The following is a 17,473-nucleotide window of genomic DNA, read 5'->3' as shown; positions in this document are numbered from 1 at the left end:
CGTGCGTCCACGGCTCGCATCCCGCTTGACGGGGCTCTCCCGCCCGACCCGAAAGCGCCGGCTGCCCGCGGCTGCCAAGGCGGCGCTCGCAATCCTGCTGGCGATCGGCGCGGCCGCCGCCTTCGCCCCGCTGTTCACCCAGGACCCGCTGGCCACCGGCGTGCCGATGCAGCCCCCCGGAGCCGAGCACTGGTTCGGGACCGACCGGGTCGGGCGCGACGTTTTCGCCCGGGTCGTCCACGGGGCGCGCTACTCCCTCCTGATCGGCCTGGGGGCAACCGCGCTCGCCCTCCTCATCGGCGGCATCCTCGGCGGGATCGCGGCCACGTCGCACCGCGCCGTGGACGAGGCCGTCATGCGCGTGCTCGACGTGCTGATGGCGTTCCCCGGAATCGCCCTGGCTGCGGTGCTGGTGGCGGTCTTCGGCAGCGGGCTGCCCGTGCTGGTCACCGCCATCGCCATCATCTACGTACCGTCGCTGGCCCGGGTGGTGCGGGCGAACGTCCTGGAGCAGTACGGCGAGGACTACGTGGCGGCCGAGCGCCTCATCGGCGCGCGCCGGCACTACATCCTCGCCAAGCACGTCGCGGCCAACTGCGCGGCGCCGGTCATGGTGTTCACGACCATCCTGGTCGCCGACGCCATCGTCTACGAGGCCAGCCTGGCGTTCATCGGGTCGGGTATCCAGGACCCGCTGCCCAGCTGGGGCAACGTCATCTCCTACGGGCGCCAGCTGGTCCTGGCCGGCGGCTGGTGGGCGACGTTCTTCCCCGGCCTGGCGATCCTGCTGACGGTGCTCGCCCTCACCATCCTCTCCGAGGGGCTCACCGACGCCTGGTCGGCGCCGCGCACCCGGCGCGCCGACCGTCCGGCCGGGGCCGCGGCCGGCGCCGCCTCTGGCGCCGCCCAGAGTGAAGGCGCCGACAGCGGGAGGGAAGCGGCCGAGGCGGAGCGCTCCCTGGCGCGGCTGTCCGCCGCGGCGCGGGAGCACACCCCGGGGCCGCCCCCGGTGCCTGACGGTGCGCCCGGCCTGCTGTCAGTCCGCGACCTGCGGATCTCCTTTCCCGGGGTGCACGGAGCGGCGCCGGTAGTCGACGGGGTCTCCTTCGACGTGCGGGCCGGCGAGACGCTCGGCCTGGTCGGCGAGTCCGGCTGCGGCAAGAGCCTGACCGGCCTCGCCCTGATGGGGCTGCTGCCGCCGGAGGCCCGGGTCGAGGGGCAGCTGCTTTTCGACGGCCGCGACCTGCTCGCCCTTTCTGCGCGGGAGCGCCGCGCCATCTCCGGCCCCGAGCTCGCAATGGTCTACCAGGACGCCCTGTCGTCGCTGAACCCCTCGGTCATGGTCGGCGCGCAGCTGCGCCAGCTCACCCGGCGCGGCGGCAAGCAGAGTCCGGCCGAGCTCCTCGACCTGGTCGGACTGGCACCCGAGCGCACCCTGCGCAGCTACCCGCACGAGCTCTCCGGTGGACAGCGCCAGCGGGTCCTCATCGCGATGGCACTGTCGCGCAGCCCGCGCCTGCTGATCGCCGACGAGCCCACCACCGCCCTCGACGTGACCGTGCAGGCCCAGGTAGTGGAGCTGCTCGGGCGCCTGCGCGACGAGCTCGGGTTCGCCATGGTGCTGGTCTCGCACGACATCGCGCTCGTCGCGGAGATGTCCCACCGGCTGGCGGTGATGTACGCCGGGCAGCTCGCCGAATCCGGCACGGTGCGCGACCTGCTTGTGCATCCGCGCCACCACTACGCCCGCGGCCTGCTGGGCTCGGTGCTGTCGCTGGAAGCCGGCGCCGAGCGCCTGCACCAGATCCCCGGTGTCGTGCCCGCAGCGCACGACTTCGGCCCCGGCTGCCGCTTCGCCGACCGCTGCCCGGCCGCCGATGACGCCTGCCGGACCGAACCGCCGGCGCCGACGACGGCAGGCCCCGGCCACTCCTATGCCTGCGTGCACCCGGCCGCCGACCCCAAGGGAGCGCTGCTGTGACCGAGCCGATCCTCGAACTCGACGGCGTCCGCGTCGAGCACACCGCCCGGACCGGCGGCCTCCTGCGCCGTGACCGGGTCCGGGCTCTGGCGGAGGTGAGCACCCGGGTGGCGCGCGGCGAAGTGCTGGGCGTCGTGGGGGAGTCCGGGTGCGGCAAGTCGACCCTGGCCAACGTCGCGACCGGGCTCCAGCGGCCGACCGCTGGAACCGTGCGCTTCCGCGGCAGCGACCTGTGGGCGATGCCCGCCGGCCGGCGGCGCTCGCGCATGGGCGCGGGCGTCGGAGTCGTCTTCCAGGACGCCAGCACCGCGCTCAACCCCCGGATGCCGGTCCGGGCCATCCTCCGCGACCCCCTCGACGTGCACCGCCGGGGCACGCCGGCGGAGCGCGAGGCGCGCGTGGACGAGCTCCTCGACCTGGTCGGCCTGCCCGGCCACACCGGTGGCGCGCTGCCTGCGCGGCTCTCCGGCGGGCAGCGCCAGCGCGTCGCCGTCGCCCGCGCCCTCGCGCTCGGCCCGGACGTGGTCGTGGCCGACGAGCCGACCAGTGCGCTGGACGTGTCGGTGCGCGCCCAGGTGCTCAACCTCCTCAGCGAGCTGAAGTCCCGCCTCGGCCTGGGCCTGCTGTTCGTCTCGCACGACATCCAGACCGTGCGCCACCTCTCCGACCGCATCGCGGTGATGTACCTCGGGCGGATCGTGGAGGAGGGGCCCGCGGACCGGGTCGCCGCCGCACCCCGCCACCCCTACACCCGGGCGCTCTTCTCCGCGGCTCCCGGACTGCTGGACCGCGCCGAGCGGATCGTGCTGCACGGCCCGGTTCCGTCGGCCACGGCACCGCCGTCCGGCTGCCCGTTCCGCACCCGGTGCTGGAAGGCGGAGGCCGACTGCGCGGAGGCGTTCCCCGCCCGCGGGTCCGACGGCGGTCACGCGTGGCACTGCATCCATCCGGAGCCGACCGGCGATCCGGAACCGACAGCGAGGAGCAGCGCATGACCCGGAACGCACCGACCTTCACTGGTGTGATCCCGCCGATCATCACCCCTCTGACCGGCGAAGGCGAGGTGGATGCGGCATCGCTGGAGCGGCTGGCGGGGCACCTCGCCGACGCGGGTGTCTCCGGGCTGTTCGCGCTCGGCAGCTCCGGCGAGGCCGCCTATCTGACCGACCGGCAGCGCGACACCGTACTGCGGGTTGTCTCCAGCGCAGCAGCTGGCCGGGTTCCGGTGCTCGCCGGCTGCATCGAAACCACCACCCCGCGCGTCGTCGAGCGCGCCCGTGCCGCGGCCCAGGCCGGCGCCGACGCGGTGGTGGCCACCGCGCCGTTCTACACCCGCACCCACCCGTCGGAGGTCGAGCGCCACTTCCGCCACCTCCGCGCCGGCACGGGTCTACCGCTGCTGGCCTACGACGTGCCGGTCTCGGTGCACACCAAGCTCGACGCCGGGATGCTGCTCGACCTCGCCGCAGAGGGGGTCATCGACGGAGTGAAGGACTCCAGCGGCGATGATCCGGGGCTGCGCGACCTCGTCATCGGCGCCCGGGAGATCCCCGGGTTCTCCGTGCTGACCGGGCACGAGGCAGTGGTCGACGCGATGATGCTGATCGGCGCGCACGGCGCGGTTCCGGGGCTGGGCAACGTCGACCCGCACGGCTATGTGCGGCTGCTGCAGGCGTGCGCGCGCGGCGACTGGGCCGAAGCGGGGCGCGAGCAGGAGCGGCTGATCCGCCTGTTCCGCCTCGTCGGCGCCGCCGATCCGGCCACGGCGGGCGGGTCGACGGCCGGGGTGGGCGGGTTCAAGTGCGCTCTCGCCCTGCTCGGCATCATCGACGATCCGACGCCGGCGCTGCCGATGCGGCCGTTCACCGCTGAGGAGACCGAGCGCGTGCGCCGCTGCCTCAAGGAGGTCGGGCTGCTGTGACGGTGGTGGCCGCTGCCCTCGATATCGGCGGTACGAAGACCGCGGCGGCGGTGGTCACCGCGGACGGCGCCGTCGCCGCCCGCTGCACCGCGCCCACGCCCGCGGCGGACGGCCCGGATGCGGTGCTGGGTGCTGCCGCGACGCTGGTCCGCCGGGCGGTGGGGGAGCATCGCGCCATCGGGCTCGGGGTGGGTAGCGCCGGCGCGGTCGACCCCGCTTCGGGGCGGGTGCGCTCGGCCACCGACGCCCTTCCCGGCTGGGCCGGCACCGACCTCGCCGGCAGTCTGGGTTCCGCGCTCGGGCTGCCGGTGGCCACCGCCAACGATGTCCACGCACACGCTCTGGGGGAGTACTGGCTGGGGGCGGCGCGCGATGCCGCGACGGTGCTGTTCGCGGCGGTCGGCACCGGCGTGGGCGGATGCCTGCTGCTAAACGGCGCTGTCCACGGCGGTGCGCGCGCCGCGGCGGGCCACCTGGGCCACGTTCCGGTGCCTGCGGCGGCCGGAGTCCGCTGCCCCTGCGGGGCGTCCGGACACGTCGAAGCGGTGGCGTCCGGGCCCGCGCTCGCGAGCGCCTACCGAGAGCGGGCCGGCCGCGCGGCCGGCCGCCTGCAGGACGTCGTCCGCGCCGAGCGCAGCGGCGACGCCGCGGCCTCCGCGGTCCTGGCAGGGGGAGGCGCAGCGCTGGGCACGGCGCTGGCCGGTGCCGCCAACGTGGTGGACCCGGACATCGTCGTGGTCGGCGGAGGCGTTGCGGCTGCGGGCCGCACCTGGTGGGCGGCGCTGCGGAAGGGCGTCGAGCAGGGCCTGATCCCCGCGCTCCGGGGGCTGCCGGTGGAGCCCGCGGAGCTGGGCGCCGACGCGGCGCTTCTGGGAGCGGGCCGGATGGCGTGGCGGAAGTACGGAGAGCAGGGAGAGCAGGGAGAGCACACATGAGTACCGCGCAGGCGCTGATCGAACCCCTCCGGGGCGGGATCGTCGTCTCCTGCCAGGCGTACCCCGGCGAACCGATGCGGGACCCGGACACCATGGCGCGGGTCGCGCTGGCGGCGGCGGCCGGGGGCGCGGTGGGGATCCGCGCCCAAGGGCTGGAGGACATCGCCTGCATCCGGGCTGCTCTGGACCTTCCGCTGATCGGGCTGGTCAAGGAGGGCGCGGCAGGGGTCGTGATCACCCCCGCCCTGCGGGCGGCCGTCGCGGCGGCCCGCGCCGGGGCGGACATCGTCGCCATGGACGCGACCGCCCGCCCGCGCCCGGACGGCAGTACGTTCAGCGAGCTGGTCCGGGCTGTCCACGACACTGGCGCGCTGGCCATGGCCGATGTCTCCACCCGGGACGAGGGCCTGGCGGCGCAGGAGGCGGGTGCCGATCTGGTCGGCACCACGCTGGCGGGTTACACGGAGCACTCCCGCAAGAGTGCCGGACCCGACCTCGACCTGGTCGCCGAACTCGCGCCGCTGGAGGTCCCCGTCGTGGCCGAGGGGCGCATCCGCACCCCCGGGCAGGCGGCTGCGGCCCTCGACCGGGGCGCATTCGCCGTCGTCGTAGGAACCGCCATCACCCATCCCACCACGCTCACCCGCAGTTTCGCCTCGGCCGCCCGCGGGCCGCGGTGAGCCGGTGACAGCAGAAGAGCCTCCGGCCCGGGGCGGGGCGGAGGCTCTTCCTGCCTGCGCTGCGTCTGCGCTGCGCGCGAGCGGAACCGATGCGGGTAGGGGGATGCCGCCGCCCGCGAGGGAACGTCCGTACGGGTAGACGTTCCCTCGCCGACGGCGGCCCTCATAGCGGGCCGCTGTGCGTATTAGGCGGCCGTGCTCTGCTCTTCGGCCTGGGCGGGCTCCGGGAGGGAGGCCAGGACGGCGTTGATGTCGGTGGTGACCCGGGCGAAGTCGCGCGTGGACAGCCAGAGCTTGTAGATCAGGGCCAGTTCGAAGGCGAACATCAGCGCCGCCGAGATGGCGATGGTGGCGAGCATGCCGGTGAGCGAGAAGACGCCGATCAGCGGCGCCACGATGAAGACGCCCATCTGGTATTCGATGCCGCTGAACAGGTGCGGGCGGATGCGGTTGGCGCGCAGCGTGTCGCGCATGCTGCTGTACCAGGGGAACAGGCGGTGGAACCGGCTCTGCAGCTCGGTGCCCTGGATCTCCTTGGCGCGGCGGGTGGCCGTCGGCGCGGCGATCGCCTCGTGCTCTTCGTCGCTGGTGGGCAGCCCCGGGGTCTGGACGCGCTCGGCGTGGCCGATGGCGACGCCGCCCTCCCCGTCGGTGAGGTGGTCGATGTCGGCACTGCCGTCGTTGAAGCCGCCGGCGGCGCGGTGCATCTCGGCCATGTCGCCGTCGGTGGTGTGCTCGGCCTCGCGGATGGCGTGGGTGATGTGCCGCCGCATCGCCACGCGGACCTTCGCCATCTGCGGCGAGTTGAGGTAGCGGAACATGTCGGTGAACACGATCGCCGGCAGGAACCACAGGAAGATCGGCTCGCCGGTGTGCGCGTACTGCCCGCCCATCAGCGCGATGGCGCAGACCAGCACCCGGAGCCGGTCGAAGACGTAGTCGAGCCAGCTGCCGAAGATCGAGCCGTTGCCCTTGAGCCGGGCAATCTTGCCGTCCATGCAGTCGAGTACGAAGCTGAGATGGAACAGCACCACGCCGGTGACCAGCGCATACCACTCGCCCCACGCGAAGCAGGCCGCCGCGAGCGCCCCGAGGACCAGGGCAGCCAGCGTCAGCTGGTTCGGGGTGATCGAGGTGCGGTTGGCGACGAAGGTGACCAGCCGCGAGGCCACCGGGTCCACCAGCCAAACCGTCCACCAGGAGTCTTTCGGCTTGTAGGTCCGCTCCTGGACCTCAGCCAGCGTGAACGTGCTCATAGTGCTCCGTACGTGTTGGCGCCGCAGCGCCTGCGGGGGGTAGGGCGCCTGGCGCCCACCCTCTGACGCGGGTCCGCGGTCGCAAGGCGAACCCCCGTACGGGACGCCTCAGAAGCACAGAAAGATGACGCAATCATGGCGAGTGACTGAATTGTGACATAACGTCAGGTGCCTCTCGCTCCACAACCCCCGCACCGCAGGGCGACCGGGTCGCCTCCGCGCACCAAGTGCGCCAGCGGTGGGCGGGTCGCGGTGCTGGGGTGGGCGGAAGGCGCAGCCGCGGCACCGGCGGGTGCCACCGGGGGCGGGGACAACCACCCGCGCCCCGCGGCAGGCCCCTCGGCCGCAACCGTCGCCGTGCCAGTGTCCGACGCACTGAGGTTCGGATATCCGGCCACCGATTTGCGGTAGTCCGCGGATCCGGAGAATCCGGCAATCCGGAACGGCCGAGAACGAATGCGCCGAAGCGGGGATCCAGGAGCAGCGGCCGATGACCGTTCGGTTCGTCCGGACGGCCGCCCCCGGTTCGGGCCCAGAGGCTGCACGTCTGGATTCTTCACTTCCGCTGCTGAAGTGCGGCGGGGACCAATCGTCCGCCACAGCGCCAGCGGCCCTCGTGTCGGTAGCCTCGGAGTGCTTACGGTGGGGCGCGAGGACGGGAGCGAGGCGGTCGATGGGGCGGGACGTCGGGAATTCGTTCAGCGGGAACGCGGAAGTGGTGACGCAGGTCGGAGTCAATTCCGGGACGGTGAACATGTACGTCTCTGCCTCCGGTGCCCCCGTTCCCTTTCAGGTGCCGCCGGGGCCGCGGGGGTTTGTGGACCGGGAGGCCGAGCGGAGCCGGCTGGACTCGCTGGCCGACGATGCGGCCGGATCCGGGCACACGTCGATCGCGGTGCTCTACGGCGCCCGCGGAATCGGTAAGAGCGCCGTGCTCCGGCGCTGGGCCGCCACCGCCCGGGACCGGTTCCCCGGCGGCCAGTTGCACATCGACTACGCCGAGTTCGCCCTCGGCAGCGGAAGCGACGGCTCCGCGGCTCTCGACCATGCGCTGCGCGCACTCGGGGTGGACGCGGCCCAGATCCCCAGCGGCCTGGCGGGACGCCGGAACCTCTACACCGCCCGGACGACCCGCCCCACCCTGGTCGTCCTTGAAGGCGTCCGGTACCCCGCCCAGGTGACGCCGCTCGTCCCCAGCGCGCCCGGCAGTCTGGTCGTGGTCGCCCGGGAAGGCTCGTCACTCAGCGCCCTCCACCTCGACGAAGCCGAGTTCTTCCTGCTGGAGGTCCTGAGCGGTGACTACGCCGTCGAACTTCTGGCCGCCAAATCGGGGCATGCCGCCACCTCCGATGCCCCGGAGCGCGCCGCGCTGCGGGAGATCGCGGCGTTCTGCGACGGGTTGCCGCTGGCCCTCGTCCTCGCCGCCGCCCGGCTGCGCTCCGACTCCGCGCTGACCCCGGAGCGGCTCGTGGACGAGCTTCGCGATGAGAGGCAGCGGCTGAAGGGGATGGCAGTGAGCGATCAGCACAACCTCGACTCTGTCTTCAACACGTCCTACTCGGCGCTGTCCCCGCGCGCCGCGCAGCTGTACCGCGCGCTCGGAGAGTGGCCGGGAACCCGCATCGACGCCCTGGTCGCGGCTGCTGCCCTTGACGTGCCGGACGCGGCCGAGGAGGTGGCCGCCCTCACTGACGCCGATCTGCTGGTGGACACCGAAGAGGGCGACCACCGCTTCCAGCACGGCCTGCTGCCCGCGCACGCCCGCGGTCTCGCCGAACGCGACGATTCCGCGCAGGAGCGCGGAGCTGCGCTCCTCCGCATGCTCGGCGCCTACACCGGCCTTGTCGCCGAGGCTGACCGCGCGGTCATGGGGGAGCGGCTGCGCACCTCCCCTGAACGGGCCGCCACGGGCCGGTTCGCCGGTACCGAAGCGCGCTCCGAAGGACTTGCGTGGTTGGAGCTGCAGCGCATCGACCTGCATGCAGCGGTCCGCGCGGCTGCCCGGGCCGGCTTCGACGGAGAGGCGTACACGCTGGCGGAGGCGGCGACCGCCCTCTACCTGAACCACCGCCACCTGAACGACTGGGTGGAGACGGCGGAGCTGGGCGCGGATGCGGCGCAGCGCGCGGGCGCGCAGGACGTCGAAGCGCGGTTGCGCAGCCTTCGCAGCCGGCCGCTCACCGACCTGGGCCGGCTGGCGGAGGCCGGCCGCGAGATTGCGCGAGCGCTCGACGCCGCGACGGGCGCCGGCAACACGGTGCTCTCCGCGTCGGTGGCCGAGTTCCACGGCCGCTACCTCGACGCCACCGGCGCCGACGCCGAGGCGGTCGACGCCTACGAGCGGGCACGGCAGCTCGCCGGCAGCGCCGGCGAACGGCGCGGAGCGGCCCTGGCCGGCTATTTCCTCGGAACGGCGCTGGCCCGGATCGGCCGGCATGAGGACGCGCTGCGCGAACTGGAAGCGGCCCGCGCGGAGCTGGCCGGACTGGACGACGGCAGAATGGCGGCCCGTGCGGCCGCGAGTATCGGGCTGGTCCACGCCGCCAGCGGCGAGTCGGAGAGGGCACGCGCGCACCTCGCCGCGGCGCTGCCGGTGCTGGAAGGGCTGTCCTACGAAGCCGACGTCCGCTCGGTCCTCGCCGACCTGGATGCGGCCGACGGCGATGTGGCGGCAGCGCGGTCTCATCGGGAACGCGCACTGGCAGTGCTGGCGCCCGAGGACCGCCGTGTTCCGAAGCTGGAGGAGCAGCTCAGAGAGCTGGGCTGAGCGCCACCTTGTGCTCGGCCCCGCCGACCCGGCACAGCACGGTGCCGACGAGTGATCGGCCAGCGACAAGCAGGGCATAGACGGCGCCTGCCAGCAGGCATGGGGACAGCAGTGTTCCCGACTGCGCGGCGGCGTCGATCATCCGGCCGTCGCGGAGCGCCAGGGTGCATCCGGCGGCAGTCGCAGCAGCGGCGATCCGGCAGCCCGGGTAGGCGCCGAGCAGCCGCGCTGCGGTGGCCGCGGCCTCCTCGTCCCCGGCCGGCTGCGGGTCCCAGACCACCGCGGCGTTCTCCACCAGCATCCGGTCGGGCTCCCCCTCGGCGGCACTGAGGTGCGCCGGCCCCGGGTCGCGGTCGATGGCGAGCGCTGCTGCGGCAGGGAAGCGGTGAAGGTCGACACCGCCGTCCGTGACGGTGGTGTGCACCAGGAACGCGCCGACGCGCCGGGCGGGGCCGCGGAGCGGTGCGGCAGCCCGGGTCTGGGCTGCGGACGGGAGCGGGGCGAGCCCGAGCCGAGCGGAGACCGCTTCGGCAATGGTGCGCACGTCGTCGCTGGCCGGAGTGAACAGATCGGCGGCGAAGGCGGCGTACCGGTCCGGTGCATGCTGCGCGGCGACCGCGTCGATCTGGGCGGACAGGTCGCCCCCGAGGTCCAGGCGCGGTGCCTCCGCCCCCAGGGCAGCCATCGGCGTCCCCGGAACGACCGCCGTGCCGTCGCCGAACGCGCCCAGCAGCACCGGCAGGCCGAGCGCGGCGGCGTAGAGCGTCACTGAGCCGTGATCGCCGACCACGCAGTCCGCGGCGAGCATCGCGGCGTGCCAGCCCTCGTCGGGCGGCACCAGGATGAGCCCTCCGTCGACGGCGTCCGCCGTCTCCGTCCGCACCTGCCAGGCGCCTTCGCGCGACCAGACGTTGGGGTGCAGTACGGCGGCGACCCGGTAGGAGTCATAGGGCAGCCGGGCGAGGAGCAGCGAGTTGACGCGCGGATGCCGGCCGACGAGCGACTGCGGGCCCCACGTGGACGTGGTCAGCACGAGGCTCTGGCGGGGCGCGACACCGAGTTCGCGCCGGTACAGCTCGCGGAGCTTCCGGCCGGCGCGCAGGCGCTCGCGGCTGGGGTCGAGCGCGACGACGGTGCCTCCGCTGCCTTCGCCGCCCGCGGCGCGCAGGTACTCGGCCTGCCGCGGGTGGGTGACGACCATCGTGACGTGCTTGCTGCGCAGGAACTTCTCGCCGACGAGACCGGAGATGCGCTGCCCGGTGCCGCGCGCGTCGGGCACGAACTTGTGGAAGCCGATGCCGTGCGGGAGGACGAGGACGGGGCAGTCCAAGGGTTCGAGGTCGACGTTTTCGCTGGCGGTGACGGCCAGGTCGAAGCGGTGCCCGCCGACGGACTCCCACGGGATGATGCGCGCGCCGGCGCGGCGGAGCAGGTCCTCGGCGCCGTCGCTGTAGGCGGAGGTGCCCTCGACGGTGAAGGCGGTCTTGATGCGGTGGTCGCCGCGCAGCCCGTCGAGCGCTTCGAGGACCCGGATGGCCGACGTGAGTGTGCGGGCGACGGCGAGGACCTTTCGGGCTCCGCGATTGGCGGCTTCCCACCGCGCACTGTCCGTATCAGGGCCGGGCACTTCAGCCAACACTCGGCCCTCTGCGGCCGAGGGTTGGCTCAGGTCTGTGGCGCCCCGGTCTTGAACTCCCGTCCCTCACCCGCCCATATGCGCGGGGTCGGCCGCTGCCATTGCTGCTGATCCGGCGCAGTAAGGAGGGAACTGGGCATTGCGGGGAAAAGTGGGGATGCATTGGTGGCTGGGACTGCTGGACGCTGCGCGGGAACACAGTGGTTGTTCGCCCAACCGCGGTGCAGGGGCGCCGAAATGCGGGAAGCATGGGGTGCTGTGCGGGAACACGGTGGTTCCTCGCGCAGTCTCGCGCAGAGCGAACGCGGGAACGCGGGAACAATTTCTCGTCCTCTACGGGCCTCGACTTGGCCTTGCCAAGAGTTAGGCGCCTGATCGGGTGATCTAGTGGGCAGATCGTATCGACCAGTGCACGGGAGGACGAAAGGGGCAACGAGGGGTGGCCTCAGCACAGCGTCGAGACCGGGGCGGTTGGCGGAGGGGGCGCTGTCGGCGCGGGCCTTCAGGGGGCAGGCCCGGTGGCCGGCGGCGGTCGGCGGAGTGGTCAGAGCAGGTGAAGATCCGGATTCGGCGCGGGAGCGGAGGTCTGAACGGGCCGTGTTTCCGCTGACGCGGAGGAGGCGGCCAGGCCGGCGGCGGCCAGGACGCCGGCGGACAGGGCCGCGACGATGGCGGCTCGGACGGCGATGGGGTGGGTGCGCATAGCACCGCTCTATCGTGTTCGGCCGTCGCGCACCGGCGATTCCGCGAATCGGCGGCTCAGGCGCGGGTGGACGTGCCGGCCGCCCAGGCCAGGAGGGAGTGCACGTCCTGTTCGGTCATCCCGCGGGACGGGTCTGCAGGCACGAGCAGGGTGGGCGCCGTTCGGGTGCGGGCCCAGCGGCGGGCTTCGGGGGCGTGGGCGTCGTCGCTCCAGGCCGCGGGGCGATCCTCGGCATAAGCGGAGATCGCGGGGACCTTCGCCGCGGCCGGGAACGGGGCGGGCGGGAAGACGACGGCGGGGAACTGCGGCAGGTGCAGCGCGGGAGCGATGCACCGGTTCGCATCTGGGCCGCCCCAGCCCGTTGCCCAGACCGGATCGAAGACCCGGCCGAGGGCAGCCAGCCAGGTGCCGTGGACGGCGCTGAGGCGGACCGGCTCTTCATCGGGGAAGAAGCCGTATTCGCGGTAGCCGTCCGGGCATCCGCGGGCGGCGAACGGGTTGAGGACTCCGTCTACGTCGAGGAAGAGCAGCGGGCGGGCAGGGGCGGATGCTGCCGGCCCGCCGTCCGGTTTCGCGGGCATGGGGACAGGCTGCAGCGGCCCGCGCGCGGTGGGCAAGGGCAGCGGAGAAAGGTGTCCGCACGGGGATCGGCGGGGCGGTCGGGGAACGGGGACGGGGCAACTAGAGTCGCGGTCACGACACCGCCCCCCAGCGTGAGGATTGACGCAATGAACGACGGATCTGCGCCCGCTGGCGTGGACACGACGGTGCCGAGTTCGGCGCGGCTGTACGACTACTACCTCGGCGGTAAGAACAACTACGAGGTCGACCGGGCCGCGGCGGAGCGGATCCTCGCGGCGGTTCCGGAGCTGCGGATGGCCGCCCGGGCCAACCGGGCGTTCCTGCGCCGGGCTGTCGAGGCGATGTGCGCGGAGGGCGTCGACCAGTTCATCGACGTCGGTGCCGGGCTTCCCGCGGAGGGGCCGGTGCACGAGGTGGCGCGGCGGCACCTGCCGGACGCGCGCGTGGTCTACGTCGACCACGACCCGGCGGTGCGGGCGCACGCCGATGCGCTGCTGGTCGACCGGCCGGACAGCACCGCCGCCGTCCAGGCCGACCTGCGGGATCCGGACGCGGTCTTCGCCGACCGGGAGCTGCGCGAGCGGATCGACCTTTCGCGGCCGGTCGGGCTGCTGCTGATCGCCGTCCTGCACTTCATCAAGGACGAGGAGCAGCCGTACGCCCTGGTCGAGCGCTATCTGGAGCATCTGCCCCCCGGGTCGTTCCTGGTGATCTCGCACCTGGAGAAGGACAGCCAGCCGGAGCGCGCCCGGTTCCTGGAGCAGATGTATGAGTCCACTAGCTCCCCGGGCCAGATCCGGACCCAGGCAGAGGTCCGCCGCTTCTTCGACCGGGCCGCCCTGCTCGATCCGGGCGTCGTGCACCTGGCGGACTGGCGCCCGCGCGAGGGCGAGCCCCGCTACGGCTCCGACCAGGTCTGGGCGGTCGGCGGCGTCGGCCGCTTGGACGGTTGACGCCGGCAGCGCCCGGCCCCGCCGGAAAGCGGAACCGGCGTGCTGCGCCCAGAGTGTGCACCCCCTGCTGCCTGACTCGAGGTCAGAAATGAATGACGGACCGGCGCCCGCGGGCGTGGACACGACCGTGCCGAGTTCGGCGCGGCTGTACGACTACTTCCTTGGCGGAAAGAACAATTACGCGGTGGACCGCGAGGCGGCCGACCGGATGCTGGCGGCGGTACCGGAGATCCGGATGTGGGCGCACGCCAACCGGGCGTTCCTGCGCCGGGCCGTCGACCTGATGTGCGCCGAAGGGGTCGACCAGTTCCTCGACATCGGTGCCGGGCTGCCCGCGCAAGGGCCGGTGCACGAGGTGGCGCGGGAGCACTCTCCCGAGGCGCGCGTGGTCTACGTCGACAACGACCCGGTGGTGCGCGCCCACGCCGATGCGCTGCTGGTCGACCGTCCCGACCGCACAGCGGTCGTCGACGCCGACATGCGGAACCCGGACGCGCTGTTCGCACATGCCGGGCTGCGCGAGCGGATCGACCTGTCGCGCCCGGTCGGCGTCCTGATGATCGCCATGCTGCACTTCGTCCGGGACGAGCAGGAGCCCTTCGCGCTGCTCGACCGGTACCTGGAGCACCTGCCCGCCGGATCGTTCGTCGCCATCAGCCACGCGGAGAACGACACGCACCCGGAGCGGGCGCGGTTCATGGAGGAGATGTACCAGGCGACGAGCTCGCCCGGGCAGATCCGGCCGCAGGCGGAGGTGCGCCGGTTCTTCGACCGGCTCACGCTGCTCGAACCGGGTGTCGTGCACCTCGCCGACTGGCGCCCGCGCCCCGATGAGCCCTACTACGACCCCGACCAGGTCTGGGCCGTCTGCGGTGTGGGCCGCTGGGACGGGCCGGCCTGAGCGGCGGGCGCCCCGGGGCCGCCGGGCGGCCGGGCCTGGACCGCCGACGGCTCCGGGACGCGCCTGCCTCCGGGGCCCGACCGCAGTCCGGTGGTCCGGCTCCTGCGGGGTGATCGGCTCAGGGCGCCGTAGCGCCGACGAGCCAGGCGACCTTCTTCGCGGTCATCGGGATGGATTCGGACGAGCCCAAGTGCACTCCGAACGATGCCAGGAACGCGTGGCCGTGCTCGCGGCGCTCGCAGCCGATGTCCTCGACGGCGTACTCCGACTCGGGATTGCCGACCCGGAGCACCGGCGCCTCTTCGCCCGCCGCGCCCACCACCTCGGTGGTTACCCCATACTTCATGAGCGCTTCGGCGAGGAGCCCGAGTTGCCGGCGCTCGCCCGCCCCTTCTTCCGGCTCCGAGTCCGGGGCCGAAGCCGCGCCGGTCCGGGCGTTGTCCTCCGTGGCCATGGCGCCTCCTCCTCACGCGGGTGCTGCTCACCGCCATTGTCACCCCACGCAGAGTTACCCTGCCGTAACTAACGGTGCGACACGCCGCAGCGGTATCGCCGCCCATCACCGGACTTTTGCCAGCACCGCCTTTGCCAGCTGCAGCGGCGTGTGCTCGATCAGCACGTCGCCGTCGCGCTGCGCCGGCAGGATCCGCCCGGCGACCGGCCGCACGCCGCGCCACCAGCGCCGTGCCAGCTTCGGCCCGGGCGAGGCGAGATCGACCGTGCGCGTCCCCTCCGGCCCTTCGGCCGCCAGTATCAGCCGCCACGACCCGAAGTGCAGCGCTCCCGGACCGAGGTCGACCGCCGCCGTGTAGCGGACGCCCCGCTCAGTCCGCTCGGTGTGCAGGTCCAGTCCGACGGTGGCGCCGTCGGCGTTCACGGCGGTCAGCGCCAGTTCCGCCGCTTCGGCGGCCCGGGAGCGCACCAGGCCCTCGATCTCCAGCAGGTGCGGCCCGCCCCATCGCAGCACCGCGTCCGAGGCTGCGGCGGCCAGCGCCCCGGCATCCTCCGGCGCCGCGTCCAGCGGCTCGGTGGCCAGTGAGAGCAGCCCGTCCGCACTATAGAAGGGGTGCAGCAGGATCCCGGGCGGCGCATCGCCGCCCAGCACCGCGGCGACCCGGTGCGGCACCGCGGGGTAGCTCACGATGTGCTTCCACCGCGCGGCGCCGAGCAGCGTCCGCCCGATCGGGTGGTTGCGGCCCTTGGCGCGCAGCCGCAGGTTCCACAGCTGGGCGCCGTTCCGGTTGCCGCGGCCGGCGGCGAGGATCGGGGCGGCGCGCTCGCACGGCAGCGCAGTGGGGATCGCGGCCCGGAACCGGCCCGCGGCGTCGACCGGGCACGGTACCTCTGCGCTGACGTCGGAATGCCCGCGGGCGCGCAGCAGCAGCACCGCGTCCGGGTCGGGGGCCGACGCGCCGAGCACGCGCCCCGCCACGACGGTCTCCTCGGCGAGCACCGCGACCCGCTCGGCTTCGGCGTAGGCCGGCAGCAGGTGCCCGGTGAGGGTGAGCGCGCCGTGCCCGGTCCGCTCGGGCAGCACGGTGCGCAGGCGCTTGGCGGTGCGCGGGTCGGAGGGTGCGCGGCGCAGGTCGATCAGGTCGGCGTGCACCTCCCGCTCCTCGCCGCCGTCGGAGCGCAGCACGCTCCAGCGGGTGATGCCCTCCGGGAGATCGGCCGCATCGACCAGCACGGCTCCGCGCGGGTCGGTGCGGAGCCGCTGCTCGGCGCCGGTGCCGCCGGCGCTGCGCAGCACCACCGTGTCGGGTGGCGCCGGGAACAGCAGCTCGACCGACCCGTCGGGCCCCGCTGCCGCGGTGCAGCCGCCGGTGGCGGCACCGCGCGGAGCGATCACCCGGGGCGACGGCGGCGGGGTGCGCCGGCCGCGGCCGCGCGCCGCGAGCAGCGCGCCGAACAGCTCTTCGTGCCGCTGGGCGACGGTGTCCGGGGCGTAGCGGGCGGAAGCGCGCAGCGCGGCCCGCGCCATCCGGGCGCGCAGGGCGCTGTCGCCCATCAGCCGGTCCAGGCCGCGGGCGAGGGCCGCGGAGTCCTCGGGTGCGACCAGCAGTCCGTCCTCGCCGTCGGCGATGATCTCCCGCGGCCCGTGCGGGCAGTCGGCGGCGACCACCGGCAGGCCGCACCGCATCGCCTCGACGATGGACATGCCGAACGGCTCATCCCGGGACGGCACCGCGGCGAGCGCCCCGAGCGCCCAGGCTTCCTCGATCCGCGGGTGCGCGCCCATCATGAACGCGCGGTCGTGCAGGCCCAGCGCGGCGATCTGCCGCTTGCGGTCGGCCATGCCGCGGCCGCGGCCGTAGATCCGCAGCGTCCAGTCAGGGTAGTCGCCGCAGATCCGCGCAAACGCGTCGATCAGCAGGTCGTAGCCCTTCATCCCGGTGATCCGGCCGGCCGAGATGAGCTCCGGCGGCGCCGACCGCGCCTCCGCGTCGGCGATCAGGCCCGGTTCGGGCACGCAGTTGGGCACGGCCGCGATCCGCACGCCCGGCAGCCGCATCCGGGCCCGGTACGCGGCGGCGTCGGCCTCGGTCACCGGGCAGAGCGCGTCGAGCCCGCGGTAGGCGCGCGCCATCACGGCGAGTAGCGGAGCGTCGTACATGCCCAGCGTCAGGTGCTCCTGGCCGACGACGAGCGGGCCGGCCGGGCTCAGCCGCGCCAGGAGCACGTTGATCCCGGCGCGGGTGCCGACGACGACATCGGGGCGGCGGGCGGCGAGCAGCCCCGCGATCAGCGCATCGCTGCGTGCGCTGTGCCGGGAGTAGTGCTTCTCCTCGGCGGGGTAGAGGCGGGACGGCTGCTGCGCGCGCGGGTCGGGCGAGGTGCGGCACTCGTCCACCAGCGGGGTAACGGCGACGCCGGGCGGCACCGGAAGCGCCGGCTCGTCGGCGTCCCGGAACACCGACGCGATCTCCACGTCGTGTCCGCGCGCAGCCATCGCCCCGGCCTGGTTGAGGACGGTGCGGATCGTCCCGCCGATCCCGTAGAGGTCGTGGATGACGTACACGATCTTCACGGTGCCCTCCGGCTCCCGTCGACAGCATGGCGGCGCAGGAGGGGCGGCGGGAGGGGGCCCGACCGGGCGGGCGGCGCGCCCACCCGGCACAGCCAGCATCCTCCGCCGGGCACCGCAGGAGGAAGCGGAC

13 protein-coding genes are annotated in these 17,473 nt (G+C 73.8%); 8 read left to right on the top strand and 5 right to left on the bottom strand.

Annotated features, from left to right (window positions below; genetic code table 11):
* Window position 1: 1 nt before the first annotated feature.
* From ACYVGT_RS15160 to ACYVGT_RS15140, 5 genes are read left to right on the top strand one after another with little or no spacing between them, the layout of a single operon-like run.
* Complete coding sequence (locus ACYVGT_RS15160) at window positions 2–1,981, top strand: dipeptide/oligopeptide/nickel ABC transporter permease/ATP-binding protein (protein WP_460858589.1); 1,980 nt, start codon at window positions 2–4, stop codon at window positions 1,979–1,981.
* Window positions 1,978–2,976, top strand: a complete 999-nt coding sequence (locus ACYVGT_RS15155) for an oligopeptide/dipeptide ABC transporter ATP-binding protein (protein ID WP_460858587.1) — start codon at window positions 1,978–1,980, stop codon at window positions 2,974–2,976. Before ACYVGT_RS15160 ends, ACYVGT_RS15155 begins: the two co-directional genes overlap by 4 nt.
* A complete protein-coding gene (locus ACYVGT_RS15150) occupies window positions 2,973–3,902 on the top strand; it encodes a dihydrodipicolinate synthase family protein (RefSeq protein WP_460858585.1) in 930 nt (309 codons plus the stop codon). The genes ACYVGT_RS15155 and ACYVGT_RS15150 overlap by 4 nt, the downstream gene beginning before the upstream one ends.
* Window positions 3,899–4,837, top strand: coding sequence for an ROK family protein (locus tag ACYVGT_RS15145; protein WP_460858583.1), 939 nt, complete (start codon window positions 3,899–3,901; stop codon window positions 4,835–4,837). Before ACYVGT_RS15150 ends, ACYVGT_RS15145 begins: the two co-directional genes overlap by 4 nt.
* Complete coding sequence (locus ACYVGT_RS15140; protein ID WP_460858581.1) at window positions 4,834–5,517, top strand: N-acetylmannosamine-6-phosphate 2-epimerase; 684 nt, start codon at window positions 4,834–4,836, stop codon at window positions 5,515–5,517. Before ACYVGT_RS15145 ends, ACYVGT_RS15140 begins: the two co-directional genes overlap by 4 nt.
* 185 nt (window positions 5,518–5,702) lie before the next feature.
* On the opposite strand, the gene ACYVGT_RS15135 is transcribed toward ACYVGT_RS15140, so the two are convergent.
* Entirely contained in the window at window positions 5,703–6,773 is a 1,071-nt protein-coding gene (locus ACYVGT_RS15135) for a CDP-alcohol phosphatidyltransferase family protein (protein ID WP_460858578.1), read from the bottom strand.
* Between the two features lie 718 nt (window positions 6,774–7,491).
* On the opposite strand from ACYVGT_RS15135, the gene ACYVGT_RS15130 reads away from it, so the two are divergent.
* Window positions 7,492–9,540: an NB-ARC domain-containing protein gene (locus tag ACYVGT_RS15130; RefSeq protein ID WP_460858575.1), complete on the top strand. Its 2,049-nt coding sequence runs from the start codon at window positions 7,492–7,494 to the stop codon at window positions 9,538–9,540.
* Here ACYVGT_RS15130 and ACYVGT_RS15125 read toward each other — a convergent pair.
* On the bottom strand, window positions 9,524–11,176 hold the full coding sequence (locus ACYVGT_RS15125; RefSeq protein WP_460858573.1) for a hypothetical protein: 1,653 nt from the start codon (window positions 11,174–11,176) through the stop codon (window positions 9,524–9,526). The two genes, ACYVGT_RS15130 and ACYVGT_RS15125, sit on opposite strands and share 17 nt — an antisense overlap.
* Window positions 11,177–11,935: 759 nt before the next feature.
* Window positions 11,936–12,460, bottom strand: coding sequence for an HAD domain-containing protein (locus tag ACYVGT_RS15120; protein WP_460858571.1), 525 nt, complete (start codon window positions 12,458–12,460; stop codon window positions 11,936–11,938).
* A gap of 147 nt (window positions 12,461–12,607) precedes the next feature.
* Here ACYVGT_RS15120 and ACYVGT_RS15115 point away from each other — a divergent pair, with 147 nt between their 5' ends.
* Window positions 12,608–13,414 (top strand): SAM-dependent methyltransferase, encoded by an 807-nt coding sequence (locus ACYVGT_RS15115; RefSeq protein ID WP_460858568.1) that lies wholly within the window; start codon window positions 12,608–12,610, stop codon window positions 13,412–13,414.
* 88 nt (window positions 13,415–13,502) lie between these two features.
* Complete coding sequence (locus tag ACYVGT_RS15110) at window positions 13,503–14,315, top strand: SAM-dependent methyltransferase (protein ID WP_460858566.1); 813 nt, start codon at window positions 13,503–13,505, stop codon at window positions 14,313–14,315.
* Between the two features lie 118 nt (window positions 14,316–14,433).
* Here ACYVGT_RS15110 and ACYVGT_RS15105 read toward each other — a convergent pair whose 3' ends face one another.
* Window positions 14,434–14,769 carry a hypothetical protein gene (locus tag ACYVGT_RS15105; RefSeq protein WP_460858562.1) on the bottom strand — a complete coding sequence of 112 codons (336 nt, stop codon included), beginning with the start codon at window positions 14,767–14,769 and terminating at the stop codon, window positions 14,434–14,436.
* A gap of 105 nt (window positions 14,770–14,874) precedes the next feature.
* Window positions 14,875–17,343: a glycosyltransferase gene (locus ACYVGT_RS15100; RefSeq protein WP_460858559.1), complete on the bottom strand. Its 2,469-nt coding sequence runs from the start codon at window positions 17,341–17,343 to the stop codon at window positions 14,875–14,877.
* Window positions 17,344–17,473: the final 130 nt, after the last annotated feature.

It is taken from the genome of Nocardiopsis coralliicola (assembly GCF_054779695.1).
The sequence above is the reverse complement of the archived record's forward strand: the minus strand, read 5'-3'. Positions and strand labels throughout refer to the sequence as shown.

Excerpts from the sequence above, each read along its gene's own strand:
- ACYVGT_RS15140 (WP_460858581.1), top strand. The coding sequence starts at position 4,834 with ATGAGTACCGCGCAGGCGCTGATCGAACCCCTCCGGGGCGGGATCGTC.
- ACYVGT_RS15105 (WP_460858562.1), bottom strand. The coding sequence starts at position 14,769 with ATGGCCACGGAGGACAACGCCCGGACCGGCGCGGCTTCGGCCCCGGAC.
- ACYVGT_RS15135 (WP_460858578.1), bottom strand. The coding sequence starts at position 6,773 with ATGAGCACGTTCACGCTGGCTGAGGTCCAGGAGCGGACCTACAAGCCG.
- ACYVGT_RS15115 (WP_460858568.1), top strand. The coding sequence starts at position 12,608 with ATGAACGACGGATCTGCGCCCGCTGGCGTGGACACGACGGTGCCGAGT.
- ACYVGT_RS15110 (WP_460858566.1), top strand. The coding sequence starts at position 13,503 with ATGAATGACGGACCGGCGCCCGCGGGCGTGGACACGACCGTGCCGAGT.
- ACYVGT_RS15150 (WP_460858585.1), top strand. The coding sequence starts at position 2,973 with ATGACCCGGAACGCACCGACCTTCACTGGTGTGATCCCGCCGATCATC.
- ACYVGT_RS15120 (WP_460858571.1), bottom strand. The coding sequence starts at position 12,460 with ATGCCCGCGAAACCGGACGGCGGGCCGGCAGCATCCGCCCCTGCCCGC.